Below are 15,676 nucleotides of genomic sequence, written 5' to 3'. Positions count from 1 at the left end.
TATTTTGGTTTTAGTATGTTTTCAGAACGTACCAATCCGCCATTCGCTGCGGCGTCAGAAAACCTTAACACCAGAAAGACGACATCAATATAAAAAGGGTTGGTATTGAAATACAAAAGCCCCCTGACCACATTAGGCGATCAGAGGGCTTAGATGCTACAAAAAATCCGTTATTAATTCGTCTTCACAAAGCGCAGAACCTGAGGCTGCTGCCCTTCGTAGCGGACTTCGATATAATACACGCCCCCAGAAAGCTGACTGACGTTCCAATCGGCTTGGAACAGCCCCGCTTCTACCTGACGGCTCTCCAGTATCTGGCCCAGCTGATTGCGCAATGTAAGTGTTGCTGCTACTGGCTGTGCAGTAGGTAACGCAACGGTAATGCGGTCAGAAGTCGGGTTCGGGAACAAGTGGGCTGCGTCTACCTTAGTAGTTTGCCCGAAGCTTCGTACGCCAGGCGCTGTGGTCTTATCGCGATCGGTCAGTGCCGCTGCGGTTGTCTCATCGGCAGCTAATGCCGGACCACCGCCAACAACCGTTACATTACTGAAAGTTACGGTCGTCTGTCCGCCACCGATATTGGCTGTGACCATGCCCACCTGCACGCATGCATCCATAGGCAGGTAAGTCTGCGCAACCAGGGAGAAGCTATTGCCGGTAGTGCTGGCGTAACCCCGGATATAATTCCCGATGCGTTCCAATTTCAACCAGAAGGTATGTGCGCGCCAGTGTGGCGTGAAGTTGTTCGGCCCATTCGTCGTAGTCCGGGTCATCCAGGGCAAAACAGACGATTGATTGGACAACAGCATAACCTGCTTGGCTCCGGGAGCCGTGCTCTCACGAATGGCAACCCCTCCGAAACCATTGCCGGAAACGTCTTCTATCTTAACGGTAATGGAACCGCCACCGCAGAGGGTCTGACTGGCGTAAGCCGTATTGTCATTGCTGTTGCTGTAGCCGTTACTTCCTCCACCGGTTACGGTAAAGGTGCCGCTATCAAAACCATAATCATTGCCATTGCCATCGTTTCCGATGTCATTGGCGGTCCATGGAGCAGGCAGATCACCATCAGGGCCGCAGTCTCCCAGACCGTTATAGGAAATCGCCCAATCGAAGGAGGCAATAGACCACTGATTGTCCCACTCGATATAGTAAGTCGTACCGGCCTGAAGGCAAGCTGTGACTTCAGAGGCAGCGTCCGCCAATCCATTGACGTCATCGTTGTTGGCAAAGCAGCTCAGGGTACTACAGTTGCTACCGGTATAAATGGAAAGCCGGGTATCAGCAGACGTGTAGCCGGAGGACCCAATAGTGTACTCACCGGTCTGAGCAGGTGTAAAGGTAAACCACCGGGCATCGTCTGCCGTTCCGCTTACCGGGAATGTACATCCGTTTTCCGCGCCGTTGCCTGTATCGACCGTTTCCGTTTCATTGATGCCAAGCATGGCAGGTATTGCATTCGTACAAGTAGTATTTTCGGGTGTTGGTGGTGTACAGGGGCTGTTAATGGCTAGTTCCAGGCCGCTTTCAGGGGCACCGCCACTAAGCAGATTGTCTCCATTGACAGAGATATCCCAGCTTACTTCATTCTGGAAAAGACCGCCATCTACGTTTACCGTATAGCAGCCGTCAGGCAGGCAGAAGGATTCTGAGTTACTGGATCCACTTGTAATCGTAGCAGAAGCCACGGTATTGTTATTCTCATCTACGATGTCTAGTATATTGCCATTCCAGCCATCGCCGAAGGAGTCAGCCATGTCTACGACTACTTCGTTGTCATTGCAAGTGCCGCCACCGCCACAAGACACTGTAGCTTCCCAGCCGGGTTCAGACTGTGAGGAATCTGAATCAAAAAGAACGGTCAGGCAGCCGTCCGTAGCGGTGGAAGTAAAGGAAGAACCTGGCGTAATATCATCCGCACCAGGACCCGCAACATCCCCACTGCCGGATTGCTCGCCACAACCATTAACCAAGGTGCCATTAGCATCTGTAATGGTTAAAAAGTCCCAACAGCCAGGAGACGAACCCCTTGTTTCAATATCCACACTACTGAAACTGATCGTAACCGATTCTCCTGGCGTACCCGGGCAGAAGTACACGCTACCGCTTTCGCTACTTGAATAGTTACCTGACGCGCCACCGGAGTCGTAGTAGTTTAATGTTGTGCCACAAGGCACTGATTCGATCGAGGTGCCGCTAGTGGGATGGATGATGTCCTGCGCCTGCAGGCTTATCAAGCCGAAACCAGCTATAAACAATAGGACAAGGCTCCAAACGGGGGCTTGTCTAAAAAAGTAATCATACTTCATTTTATATCAATTTGTTGAATAATAAATACAATATCCCTTGAAAGCTTATGCTTCAAGTTCGAAAAACACAGTAAGGGGGGGGGAGAAGACCGATTGGAAATCAGTCTGTTCGAATTGTTGTAGTACGGATGATTACTAACTAAAAGGTATGTGTAGCACTTATTAACCCAAATATAGCAATCCAGAAAACTAATCCAAATTTTGAAATTAAAAATTCATAATCTATCTGATTTGGTTTAAACTAAACCCAAGCTACAGCAACCGTTTGGTTATTGAAGCCTGACCCTGCCACGTGGCTCGAACAGCTGCAGCTGATCATTATTGTTAGCGATCAGTATTTTGCCGTTCAGCAGCGCAATGCGGCGAGCATCATGCGGAGTATACCAGCCACTCTCTTGTACCGTAAGTGCTCGGAAGCCCCCCATGCCATCCCCCATTAAGCAGAGCCCGGTACCGGCATCGTAGCGTACGGTTTCCACCTCAGCGCCATACAAGTTGCCAACCAGCAAAGCATCCAGATTACCATCCTGATCAATATCTGTAACCTTAATATCCTGAACGGGGGCAAATTGAGCCTGAACAGGCAGCTTGTGCTGCTCAAACTGCCCGTTGCCCATATTGATAAAAACGGTACTGTAAAAGCTGTGCACTTCGCGCTTGTTGGCTTTCTTCAGGGATTGCTGACTGTAGATGTCTTCCAGAGAAGCACTGGCAAAACCTTCAAAAGTGGGGAACTTCTCCGCAATGAACGGCATTTGCTCAGACGAGCACTCCCGGCCCCGCACAGGCACCTGTTTGCCTTTGTAGTAGCCCGCCAATACAACATCGTTGCTGCCGTTCTCATCAAAATCACTTTGATAGACCAGGAAGGGCTTTTCGGCAGAGGCTTTAAACTTAGCGTTCTTGCCCAGGTTGCCGGCCATGTAGTCCATATCGCCATCTCCATCGAAGTCCCCTTCGGCAATACTCCACCACCAGCCGCCGGTTTGTGCCATGCCTGACTGCGCGGTATGGTTTTCGAATACGCCGCTATTGTTGTTCAGCACAGTAAACGGCATCCACTCCCCGACCATCAGCAAGTCAGCATCCCCATCGTTGTCGTAATCTGAGAAAATGGCATCCGTCACCAGGCCCATGGGGTTGAGCCCTTCCGCCACCTCAGCGGTGACATCCGTAAACTTGCCTTTGTCATTGCGCAGCAGGTAGCTATTGGCAGGTGCAGGATACTTGCCCGGCACAATACGCCCGCCGATGAAGAGGTCCAGGTCCCCATCGCTATCGTAATCTCCGGCTGCTACGGCCTGCCCGCTTTCAAATAGTGTTGGCAACGTTCCTGAAGGAGCAGCTTTGAAATGCCCCTGCCCGTCATTCAGGTACAAACGGTCGGCATAACGCTGAGAACCAGGTGCCCACTCACTGCCGCCGCTGGCTACATACAGGTCAGCATCTGCATCCCCGTCGGCATCGAAGAAGAGCGCGCCCACATCCTCATGCCCCAGGTCTGCGGACCAGGGTTGCTGAGGGGCTGGCGCAAAGGTGCCGTCGGCTTGTTGCAAAAAGAGTACGCCCGCTTGCCCGGCGGCTCCGCCTACATAGAAGTCCTCTTTCCCATCTCCGTTAACATCGGCAGAAGCTAAGGCGGGTCCGTTGGTGGATTGCTTGTGGGGCAGCAGTATTTCGCGGCTGTAGTCGTCAAAATCATTTTCCTGATGGCGGAAGGCAGGGGCTTCTGCAACGGCAAAGAGCGGCTCAGGCAGAAGCTCGGCCTGAGGCGTACTCCGCTCCACTTTCTTGTAGTCCACGCTGAGCAACTGGTCGGCCTCAACGTCTTGGAGGACCGTTTCTGTGCCGTCGAACCAGCTTATGGTGAGTTCATCAATCTTCGCCGCTTCACCCAGACCAAAGTGCAGAATGGGTTCGCTGGCCGAAAGGTAACCTCTTGTAAAGGTTGCTTCCCTTAATTGTACTTGATCGCCGTATTTGATGGTCACTTTGGAATTTAAAGCCTGCCGGTTTTGAGCGTCCCCCGTCAGTTTCACCCGCAGGTAGTGGCGGGCGTTGCCCCAGCGGTTTTCGTAGATTAGGCCTTCCATGTCGTTGCTGTTCATCACCATGTCCAGGTCACCATCGAGATCAAAGTCAGCGTAGGCTGCACCATGAGTAAAGTTGGGGTCATCCATACCCCAATCTGCCGCCTTATTTTCAAAGGTGAAGTCGCCTTGATTATGGTAGAAATAGTTGGGTAAAGGGTTCGAAGGTACCATGTTAACCAGGTTCATTACGCGAAATTCCTTTTGCCCGGCTTTAGCCATTTGGCGTACTTTATTCAGAAAGTCGTTGTTGCGGATATCGCGCTGAATCCCATTCGTTATCGAGATATCCTGCCAGCCATCGTTATCAAAATCGGCCAGCAGAATACTCCAGCTCCAGTCGGTTTTGGAGATGCCCGCAAGTTGGCCAATATCGCTAAAGGAGCCATTGCCATTGTTCAATTGCAAGGTATTGAACATGTACTGATAGTGCTTGCCGTTGGCTACACTGGCCCAAAATACCTCTGGCTGCATGGAACCCATATTGGTTTTGGAACGGAAGTGGTCGGAAGAAGCCATATCAACCACTGCAATATCCGGCAAAGCATCGTTGTTAAAGTCCGCTACGTCGCTGCCCATGGCGTAGAAGGAGATGTGCTTGGCGCTTTCGTGAATATGGTCAGTAAAGGTGCCATCCTGGTTGTTGATGTACATCATATCCGGCTCGCCGTAGTCATTGGATACATAGAGATCCGGCCAGCCATCGTCGTTGAGGTCGCTGGCTATGGCGTTCAGGCCATAAGCGTTGTTGAACAGCCCTGCTTCTTCGGTGACGCTTGTAAAGGTATCCCCATCATTGCGAAAAAGGCGATCGGTAATCACCTCGCCCATCGTCGTCACATCCAGGTTGAAACGTGAAATCAGGCGGCTGTTCGGCGGCTGGTTGACCAGATAGATATCCAGGTCGCCATCTTTATCGTAATCAAAAAAGGTAGATTGTATGGAATAACCGCCGTGCGCCAGGTTCATCTCTTTCGCACGCTCGGTGAAGGTATTGTCGCCATTATTGAGGTACAGGCGGTTGCGCATGTTATCGGAATTGATCGTAGGCCCCATGCGGCAGACATAAATATCGAGGAAGCCATCTCCATTAACATCGCCCATTGTCACCCCGGCCGACCACTGCCGATCCTGCAAAATACCAGCAGCGGCAGTGATGTCTTCAAATTGCATATCGCCTTTATTGAGGTAAAGAGCATCACCTACCATGTTCCCGGCGAAAAAGAGATCAGGTAAGCCATCGTTGTTAATATCCCCTACGGCCACACCAGCGCCAGAGTAGATATGATCCCAATGCAAGTGGTTGAAGCCATTGGGTTGTTCTTCTATTTTATTGATGAAGTTCACCCCTGTCTGATCCGGAGTCAGCAACTCAAACAGCGGGCCATCGGCAGTCACTGCGGGCTCCTGTTGGCAACCTAATAACCCAAGGATAAGAGCCAGGCTGAAAAAACGTAAAAAACCAATTGAATAGGTGTTCATAGCAAGTCGCTCACTTTTCTGTTCTTTATACCATACCAGGACCTGCGCGATGCTACAACAGCCGCACAAAGCCTGATTTGTCCAAGTTACTTTCGGTAATAGTATGCGTAATTAGCACTCCTAGGGGGGAAATTTGGAAAACTTTCGCTCCAAAAGTATTTAATTTTTCTTAAAACACTAACTTGTTTGTCGCAAATTTGACATTTGAAGGTCAACAAGCCTAAAAACCCTACATTTATGACACAGAAAATACACCCCTTTCTCTTCTCCCCCATACATACCTCCACACTCAGCCTGTTCCGTCTTTTGTTCGGAGCCGCTATGGTGTATCAATGCCTGTATTATATCCGTATCGACTATGCTTTCCAGTTTATGGCAGGGCCTGAAATACTGTTCTCCTACCCTTACTTTGAATTTGTGCAACCTCTGCCGGTGGACCTGCTAAGGGGCATTCAATGGTTGATGCTCCTATCTGCTGTACTCATGACGGCAGGCCTTTTCACCCGATGGGCAAGTGGCTTTTTCTTCATCAGCTTCAGTTATTTCACGCTGATTGATAAAACCCTGTTTAACAACCATTTGTACCTGTTCATGCTATTGGCCCTGCTCTTCGCTTTCGTAGACTCGGAGCGCTGCTACAGCTTGCGCAACCGGTTTCGCGCAAAGCCGGTGCCCCCTTACGTTGAATCCTGGCAAATCTATGTGTTCCGGTTTATGGTATTCCTGGTTTATTTTTACGGCGGCGTGATGAAGCTCGACCGGGAGTGGCTTAGCGGCAATATCGCCGAATCCGCACTGATCGCCAAAGGAGTGGGAGACATGCCCCTTCTGAATGCGTTCTTCACCTACGGGGGGGTGGGCTATGACCTGCTCATTGGTTTTTTGCTGCTCTACAAGCCGACCCGGGCGGTGGCGGTCGTGTTCGTACTGTTTTTCAATCTGACCAACCACTTTTACCTCTTCGATGATATCGGCATATTCCCGTTTACTATGATTGCCTGTACGGTCGTTTTTTTCGACCCGGAGCGCACCGCGCATTTCATGAATCGTCTCACCGGCGCTCCTGCCGTCAGAAAAAAAGACCGGCCCAAGCCTGCTGCCGCTACCTGGGACTGGAGAAAAAAATGGATCGCAACGGGGCTCGGGTTTTTCCTGGCTTTTCAGCTGCTCTTCCCTTTTCGGTACCTGCTTTTTACCGACAACCCGGAATGGTCAGGCATTGCCGAACGCTTTTCCTGGCGGATGAAAATGCAAACCCGTGCGGTAGACCGCTTTGAAATGACAATACAGGATTTGCCCAACGGGCAGCCCCAACCGGTAACACACGAAGCTTTCCTTTCTTTCAATCAGCTCAAGCACCTGACCAATGACCCCTACAACATCATACAATTGAGCCAGTACCTGGCCGAAGAAGCCAAGCGCCGTGGCATGAAAAATCCAACGGTCCGGGCAGATGTGAGGGTGCGGTACAACCGAAGGCCGCCACAGCCCATGATTGTCACTGAAGCCCCTCTGGAGCAGCAAACGATTGACCCGTTTGCCCCGCAAAACTGGCTGGTGCCCTTGAAAAAGCAGTAAATCTGGCGGCTCCTATCACAGCAAACAAAAAGCTGCCCCGAACATACGCGGAGCAGCTTTTTTAGTTTGCCCGGGGGCTTAAGCCTACTCAATGACCACCCGCCGGTAAGCGCGCTGCTGACCGATTTGTACTTCCAGCAAATAAACCCCTGCCGGTAGCTCGTTGCCGTCAATCTCCTGTTGCCAGTAACCCGACTGGAAGTCGGATTGATAGTCTTTCAACTGCTGACCGATCAGGTTGTAAAGCTGACAGTGCAGGTGCTTAGAAGGCGGGGCAACGACCTGAACCGTAAAACGGCCACCGGTCGGATTAGGAAAGACGTTGAAGGCCTCGAGGTCAACCCACTCGCCTGTTGAAGTGATCATGATATCGAGCACTTCACTGAAGGTTACGGTATCGCAAGCGTTGGCAACAGTCAGGGATACGGTGTACTGTCCCGTCATGTCGTAGCTATACATAGGGTTAGGGTCTGTACTCGTTGTGCCATCACCAAAGTCCCATTCGAAGGACAAGTTCGTGCCCTCTGAAACGCTGGTGAAGGTAACATCGCCCTCTTCAGCAACATAAGTAAACCCGGCTACCGGAGGTTCTTGCAGGTTGAGGGTATCGAGCAGGATAAGGGTATCTGCGCCAAAGGCATTAGTGCCAATCAGCGTGATGCTGTAGGTTCCGGCGTCGTTGTACGTCACCGTGACCGTATCGCCGGCAGCTGTTTCGGGGGCTCCGCCGGGTAGCAGCCACTGCCAGGCTTCTGCAGGTGCACCTTCGGGGCTTGAGGCATACAGCTGCAATGTGAGTGGTGCGCAAGCCCCGGCAGGATTGCCAAAGCTGATCGTGGCTTCGGGAGCCTGACCTACAATTTCAATACTTTGCTGTAAAGTATCCACACCACAGTCATTCCCCGCAATTAAGGCAACCTCAAACGAGCCGGCAGCGCCATAGTTGTAAACCGGATTGACCGCTGTGCTGCTGCTGCCATCTCCAAACAGCCAGAGGAATGTATCGGCATTAAGGGCTGTATTGGTAAAGTTGACAGTCGCCTGGTCTATGGTATAACCGAAGTTAGCCTGCGGGGCGGCCTCTACCGTAATCAGGCCGGGCAGCTCTATGGTATCCGTACCGGAGGCATTAGCAGCAATGAGGGTAACGCTGTACACACCCGCTTCCTCATAGGCTACAACCGGGTTTTCATCCGTAGAAGTAGCCGGGGTCCCTCCGGAGAACTGCCACTCGAAGCTTTCTCCAAATTGGGAGGTATTGGTGAAAGCCACCTCAAAGGGCGCACAGCCGCTCGTACTTTCTACTTCAAACCCAGCTGCCGGCGGCGGTACCGTAATGGTTACCATGACCGTTGTGTCGGCCTGCCCGCAGTCGTTGGTTGCGGTGAGCGTAACGGGATAATCGCCCGGTGCGCTGTAGGTGTACACCAGATCGGCATCCGTACTGCTATTCCCATCTCCAAAGTCCCAACTGTAATCAAAGGCCCCCGTTGAGGCATTGTCGAACGTCACCGTAAACCCATCCGTACTGGCGGTAAAGGCAGCGTCCGGCACGTCAAGGACTTCCACTGTGGCGGAATCTATACTTACCCCAGCAGCGTTGCTGGCTTCCAGGTAGATCGTATAGGTACCGGCAGTGGTGTATAAAAATTCAGGCATCATTCCCGTTGCCGTTTCCGGTGATGCACCGGGAGCAGTCCATGACAGCGCGGTAGCATTAGCGGAAGCTACACTAACCGGGGTCACGGTGAATGGGAGACACCCTTTGACTGTATCCGACAGGATTTCAGCAGTCGGGGCGGTGATCACGAAAATCTGTTGAGCTACGGTATCCGCGCCACAATTATTTGCCGCAATTAGGGTTACCGTGTACGCACCGTCCATGGTGTAAGTATGGGTCGGCTCAGCCTCCGTACTTCCATTCCCATCGCCAAAGTCCCAATCATAACTTGTTGCACCGAGGGTATTGTTTTCCACCTCAAGCAAGGTGCTGCCCGGCACAACTGCCCCCTCAAAACCAGCGTCTGGTACATCTCCAACTAAAATGGCCAAAGTATCTGTACTGCTGCCGGCGGCATTGCTGACCTGCTGAATGATCGTATACGACCCCGCTGACGGGAAAGTGAACGCCGGATTAGGATCCGAAGAGACCGGCGGTACAGCTCCGGTAGCGGTGTAGGTAAAGGAGGCGGCATTCGCACTTGCAGTGCTACTCAGGTTAACGGTGAAAGGCGCACAGCCTTCCGTAGACTCGGTGGCAAATCCGGCCGTAGGTGCCGTCACGGCCTCTACCTCCCGGGCGGTGGTATCACTGCCACAATCGTTGCTGACAATCAACTGAATGGTATAAAGCCCATCGGTAGCGTAAGTATGCGTTGGCAGGGGTTCCGTGCTACTGTTGCCATCCCCGAAGCTCCAGGCATAACCGGATGCCCCGGTGCTGTTGTCTATGAGGGACAGGTCAAGGCTGCCCAAAGTGGTATTGGCCTCAAAGCCGGCTGCCGGTGCATCGCCTACCGTGACTTGCAGGGTATCATTACTGCTGCCGGCAGCATTAGTCACTGTTTGTACAATCTGGTAAGTGCCGGCAGCGGTATAGGTAAATACAGGATTGGGGGAGGTTGACCCGTTGGGCGTAGCCCCGGGCGCCTCGTAGCTGACTGCGGTGGCATTTGCGCTGGCCGTACTGCTTACGCTGACGGTGAAGGGTACACAGCCGTTGGCGGCATCCAGACTAAATCCGGCTACCGGGGCCGTAACCACTTCCACAACCTGCTGTGCCGTATCGGCCCCACAGGTACTGCTGGCCACCAATTGCACGGTGTAGGAGCCATCTTCGGTATAAGTATGTTGTGGTGAAGCCTCGGTGCTCATATTGCCATCGCCAAAGTCCCAGCTGTAAGTAGCGGCATCCTCGCTGTTATTGATTAAGTCCAGGTCCAGGTTGCCAGGCGTTACTGAGGCGTTGAAAGCCGCATCCGGGGAGGCTCCGACTGTAACCTGCAGGGTATCCGAACTACTGCCTGCAGGGTTGGTCACCTTCTGAATAATGGAATAGGTGCCAGGGCTGGCAAAAGTAAAAGTCGGGTCTGCCACAGAGGAAACCGAGGGCTGAGCTCCGTTAGCCGTGTAGACATAGTTATAATCTGCATCCGGATTAGCCGGCTGAATTTGTACCGTGAAGGGTGCACAACCGGTAGCTGCATTCAGGGCAAACCCGGCAACAGGCAAGGTGAGGATGTCTACTGTCTGCTCCATCGTATCCGTACCACAGCTGTTCCATACGATCAACTGAACGGTATAGGTGCCGTCTTCATCGTATTGGTGCGTGGCGGAAGCTTCAGTGCTCGTATCGCCATCGCCAAAGTCCCACAACAAAGAATCTACCGCTATGCTTTGGCTGGACACGGCAATGGTATCGTCCCCGGTAGTATAGGACAGGCCGAAATCAGCCGTTGGCGGCCCGCCTACTGTTACGAGCAGGGTATCACTGCTGCTGCCCGCAGCATTGCTCGCCGAGACGATCAGGAGGTAGTCTCCGGGCACCTCGTACGTGAAGGTAGGCGCAGCAGTATCCGATGTCAGTTCGACGGAGCCGGGTGCAGACCACAGGAGGGTGTCCGCATTCGCAGACCCCTCGTATGAGGGTTCCAGCACAAAGACCGAACAGCCTGAAGTATCGGCATTGCCTATTGCTGCCACCGGCGGAGTCACAATGGTTATCATTTGTTCGAGGGTGTCTGTACCGCAGCTGTTTTCTGTGACAAGCGTAACCGTGTAGTCGCCATCCTGTGCGTAGGTGTGTACGGGTTCGGCTGCACCGGAGGTATTCCCATCGCCAAAGAACCAGGTGTAGTGGTCTGCATTTGTACTGTTATTGACCGTCGCAATTTGCGGAGAGCCCAGCGTATCATCAACCACAAAAGCAGAAGCGGGCAGGCCGCCAATCACCAGGGTTGAAGTATCAAAGCTGGTCCCCGCAGTATTGGTTGCCTGCAGGATGATTTCGTAAGTCCCTGCTGAATCAAAGGTAAAGGTGGGATCGGCCACGGTGGCGGTGTCCGGGCTGGCACCGGTGGCTATCCACAGCCAGCTGTCGACAACACCCTGAGAGGTATTCGTGGGCATTACCGTATAGGGTGCACAGGAAGTATCCAATGGGATGGAAAAACCAGCCGTAGGCGGTTGAACGATCGTAACCGTTTGTGTAGCGGTATCGCTCCCGCAGTCATTCGTTGCGATGAGGGTAACGGTGTAGACTCCTGTGGTATCATAGGTATGCGTGGGGAAAAAGTCGGTATTCACCGGCGAACCATCCCCAAAGTCCCATTCAAAGGCGAAGGCCTCAAGGGAAGTATTTTGGAAGGATACGGTAAAGCTGCCGGGCAGGTAGTCGGCAAAAAAGCTGCTTTGGGGCCCGCCGGAGACGGTGATCATCTGGGTCAGCGTATCGGACCCGATACTATTGGTGGCAATCAGGGTGACCTCATAAGTGCCCGACTCGGCAAAGCTGCATATCGGATCGGGATCAGTAGAAGTAGCAGGGTTGCCATTCTCAAAAGTCCAGTGGAAGGTTTCCCCAAAGGAACTTGTATTAATGAACTGCATGAGTACCGGTGCACAGCCCGATAAAGATTCGCTGTGAAAGCTGGCCGTGGGTGGCGGCACGATGGTAATGTCCTCCGTATACTCTGCCATGCCGCAGGCATTCTGAGCCGACAGCCTGACCGTGTAGGTACCGGGCTCGGCATAGGTATGAGTCGGGGAATCATCTTCGGTTTCATTCCCATCCCCAAATTCCCATTTAACGCCGGTATAATTTTCTGTCAGGTTGCCAAAAGCGACAGTAAAGCTGTCAATATCATACAAGAAAAAAGGCTCCGGCGGCCCCTGCACTTCGATGTCCGTATTGAGGGAAGTGGTACTGCTCCCGGCTGCATTCGAGACCGTCAGGGTGACGGGGTATTCGCCCGGGACCGGGTATTCCACTGTGGGGTTTTGCTGATTGGAGGAAGCGGGTACGCCCCCGGGGAAAGACCACTGCCAGGTGTCGATATCGCCAAGGCTAAAGTCGGTGTATTGCACCGTGAGTGGTGCACAGCCCATTTCCACATCAGCGGCAAAGGCGGCAGTTGGTGGCTGGAGGACAAAGCAGTTGGAGACCACCTGCACATTATCGATGTATAAGTTGTTGCCAAAGCCGTTAGTATTCTCAATTTTGATGCGCACCTCCGGCTCTCCGGCGTAAGCAGACAGATCAATATCCAGGCAATTTGCGCCGAAGTTGCCCGCAAAGCACCAATCTGCAGGCACGCTGGGGTTGAACAGGTCCGTCCCGTCCGGTGTAGTAGCAAAGTTGCCACTGCCGTTTTCTTCACCGAAGAATATTTCATCCGGATAGGTATTCCCTCCATTCGTTGAGACCAGGACGCGCAGCTCATCGGTCAGTGCCAGGCTGTAGCGCTGATAAGCGTAGTCAATTTTCAGGCGCATGCCTGCTTCCGCTGAAAAATTAAGGATGGGGGTAATCAGGGCATCTCTTTGCCCCTCGGCGTCGTAGTTATAGTTGTTCATGTACGCCGCCTGTTGCCCAAACTGCGCTCCACCTATATTGGTGATGGTCCAGGTGGTGCCATTATCCGGATTTTCAACGGTCCAGTTATTCAGGTTGCCTTCCATGGCATCGTAAAAAAGGTATTTCGTATTTCCTTCTTGCACGATGATGGTGTTAGATACCGTAAAGGAGGAGCCGGCCGAATTGGTGGCATTCAAGGTGGCGGTATAAATGCCCGGGTTGGGATAAAAGACCACCGGGTGCTGCTGACTCGAGGAGTTGGGCACTCCCCCTGTGAAAGACCAGGACCAGGAAGTCGGACTATTTTGTGATTCGTCAATAAATTGAATAAAGCTGCCCGGGCAGGCTTCCTCCACAGGGGTCCCAATCTCTGCGACCGGAGGAGCTATGGGTGAACCGCAAGCGCCAAAGCAGCCCGGCACGCCCGATTGGGCATTGATGTAATTATTGATGGTGTTGATCGAAGTATTCGACCAGTTGTTGCTGGTATTAACCGAGGGCGCCATAATGGTATTCGAATTGCCCCCATCGTGAAAAGCATTGAAATTGTGCCCGATTTCATGGGCTTGCAATACCCGGAGCACCGCAGCGTTGGAAGAGAAACGCTCACAGGTATTGTAGCGGTCAGAGGTACAAAGCCCACCCAACCAGGCAACACCGATGGTGCTGCCATCAAAGTTGCGGTCAGTCCAAAGGGTCGCCAGGCTGTGGTTGAAGCCAAAGCCGCCCCCATTCCCCCAGTTAGTGAAGCTGTTTAGCAAGCTGGATGCGTTGTTGGACCCCGTCCAGGGGTCACAACTGCTACAAGACGAGATAAAAGTACCGTTGACAATGAATTCGATCTGATTGGCAAACTCATCATCGTAGTTAGTGCCTACATTATTGAGTACGCCAAGCATAAAGTTTTCCACTGCGGTTGCCGACCCTAAGGCATTAAAGAGCTGAAAATCAGCTGCCAGGCCCATACCGACGGAGTAGCACTGCATCATTTGCCGCCCAAGCTGAGGGGCCGGGCCAGGTTTAAAGCTATGGTCGTGTTCGGTCCCGCAGGTATGCGGTGTTTCGGGTGCTTTCAGGGCGCCTTCTTCGTACCAGACATAAGTGCCTTCTGCCAGCGTAGCATCCAGAAGCCAGGCCGGCTCAATGAAGTAGGTCTCAGCCTCCCATTCAATAAAGCCATAAAGGAAGTTTTTGTCTACTGTTAGCCGGGCCTGATCTGCTTCGGCGTGCAGGCTGTGCCCGCGGTAAGTCTTGTTCTCTCCGACAGGCAATTGCCGTTTGCCTCCGGGTTCCGCTACAATCAGCTGATAGTCCGGTGCCCGCAGGTCATGCGCGGCCACAAGCAGCTCGAAGGCCTCCATCTGCCCCAGCTTCAACGTGAGGTGTACTTCCCGGCCGCCGGCGCTTTGCAGCCGCTGTTGCAGGGCAGCAACCGGTGCCTTTCCCAGCTGGTAGTCCGAGAATTGCCCGTCCAGTATTTTGGAAGAAGTCGCTTCGAGTGGCTGAAATTGTAAGACAGATTGCCCCTCTAAGATGAAAACGGTAAGATTAAAGAGCAGAAGAATCAGTAGATGTTTTTGCATTATTCTTTGTTTTTGCAAGCTGGGTTTGGTTAGGTTATGCTTGTTTTGGGTAGCCTTCTTCTGTTGATACCGACAATGATGGATATAACTTAAAGGCTTCTTTTTTGGAAAAAAAAGGCACGCCATGAACTAGTTCATGAGGAAAAGTAAAGTGTCGGCTAGTGGTTGCAGGGGTATTGGCGTCAGACATTCTATTGTATGCAAAAATAAAATTTCTAAACTGAACAGAAAAGGTAGCTGTTCATTTAGTCGTTACCTGTACGTAAAAAAGCCCGTTTTGTATCCTGTAAGCCAGTTTTCTATACCTGGCCCAATGAAACAAGAACGTTAATACACACCTTTAAATAAGGGGAGCCCGACCGATTGTTTATTTTTACCATCTGAACACATTAGCAAAAACAGTCATTATGAAAAAAATCTTGCAATTTGCCCTGCCCGTATTTATGCTGTTAGCAGTCATGCAGAATACAGCATCCGCGCAACGCAGCGACAACGACCGCTACTTTGACGAAAGCCAGGGGTTTACGCACCGGTTATGGTATGGCGGGGGCGTCATTTTGAATTTCCTGAGCGTAAGTGGTGAGAGCGCCTTTACCATTGGTGTTTCGCCACTTGTCGGCTACAAAATCACGGATAACTTCTCCGTTGGGCCGCGCTTCTCGCTCATTTACACGAACTACCGGTTGCAGACCGGATTTGACCGGGTCACTAGCACTAATTTATTTGACTACGGTGTAGGCGCTTTTACCCGCTACAAGCTTTTCCGCAGCTTTTTTATCCACCTGGAATACGGGGCTGATAATGAAGAGCTGGTAAACGGATACGATTCATTTAATGATGAACTGATTACCTCCAGGGTCCTCCGCAGTAATGCCTACGTCGGAGTAGGCTATAACGATGGCGGTGATATTTGGGGCTATGATATCTATCTGCTTTACAATACGCTGGCCCCTGAAAACAACGTGCGCCTTCCCATCGAATTCCGCTTTGGGCTGACTTACAATTTCTGATTGGACCAACCTGCAAACTAAAAAACCGGCACCTGATTGCTCAGATGCC

5 protein-coding genes are annotated in these 15,676 nt (G+C 52.1%); 2 read left to right on the top strand and 3 right to left on the bottom strand.

Going from position 1 to position 15,676, the window contains the following annotated elements:
* Positions 1-173 precede the first annotated feature (173 nt).
* Both RIC19_RS02090 and RIC19_RS02085 read right to left on the bottom strand, forming a co-directional pair.
* Complete coding sequence (locus RIC19_RS02090) at positions 174-2,309, bottom strand: T9SS type A sorting domain-containing protein (RefSeq protein ID WP_350176335.1); 2,136 nt, start codon at positions 2,307-2,309, stop codon at positions 174-176.
* A gap of 269 nt (positions 2,310-2,578) precedes the next feature.
* Positions 2,579-5,881, bottom strand: a complete 3,303-nt coding sequence (locus tag RIC19_RS02085; RefSeq protein ID WP_350176333.1) for a VCBS repeat-containing protein — start codon at positions 5,879-5,881, stop codon at positions 2,579-2,581.
* Positions 5,882-6,118: 237 nt separating this feature from the next.
* Between RIC19_RS02085 and RIC19_RS02080 the strand changes: the two genes are divergently transcribed.
* Positions 6,119-7,459: an HTTM domain-containing protein gene (locus RIC19_RS02080; RefSeq protein WP_350176331.1), complete on the top strand. Its 1,341-nt coding sequence runs from the start codon at positions 6,119-6,121 to the stop codon at positions 7,457-7,459.
* Between the two features lie 84 nt (positions 7,460-7,543).
* On the opposite strand, the gene RIC19_RS02075 is transcribed toward RIC19_RS02080, so the two are convergent.
* Entirely contained in the window at positions 7,544-14,617 is a 7,074-nt protein-coding gene (locus RIC19_RS02075) for a PKD domain-containing protein (RefSeq protein WP_350176329.1), read from the bottom strand.
* Between the two features lie 407 nt (positions 14,618-15,024).
* Here RIC19_RS02075 and RIC19_RS02070 point away from each other — a divergent pair, with 407 nt between their 5' ends.
* Complete coding sequence (locus RIC19_RS02070) at positions 15,025-15,627, top strand: hypothetical protein (protein WP_350176327.1); 603 nt, start codon at positions 15,025-15,027, stop codon at positions 15,625-15,627.
* Positions 15,628-15,676 lie beyond the last annotated feature (49 nt).

Source organism: Phaeodactylibacter sp., from assembly GCF_040219495.1.
GTDB lineage: Bacteria > Bacteroidota > Bacteroidia > Chitinophagales > Saprospiraceae > Phaeodactylibacter.
The sequence above is the reverse complement of the archived record's forward strand: the minus strand, read 5'-3'. Positions and strand labels throughout refer to the sequence as shown.

What these genes read in the sequence shown, in the direction of transcription:
- RIC19_RS02090 (WP_350176335.1), bottom strand. Translation starts at nt 2,309, where the DNA reads ATGAAGTATGATTACTTTTTTAGACAAGCCCCCGTTTGGAGCCTTGTC.
- RIC19_RS02085 (WP_350176333.1), bottom strand. Translation starts at nt 5,881, where the DNA reads ATGAACACCTATTCAATTGGTTTTTTACGTTTTTTCAGCCTGGCTCTT.
- RIC19_RS02080 (WP_350176331.1), top strand. Translation starts at nt 6,119, where the DNA reads ATGACACAGAAAATACACCCCTTTCTCTTCTCCCCCATACATACCTCC.
- RIC19_RS02075 (WP_350176329.1), bottom strand. Translation starts at nt 14,617, where the DNA reads ATGCAAAAACATCTACTGATTCTTCTGCTCTTTAATCTTACCGTTTTC.
- RIC19_RS02070 (WP_350176327.1), top strand. Translation starts at nt 15,025, where the DNA reads ATGAAAAAAATCTTGCAATTTGCCCTGCCCGTATTTATGCTGTTAGCA.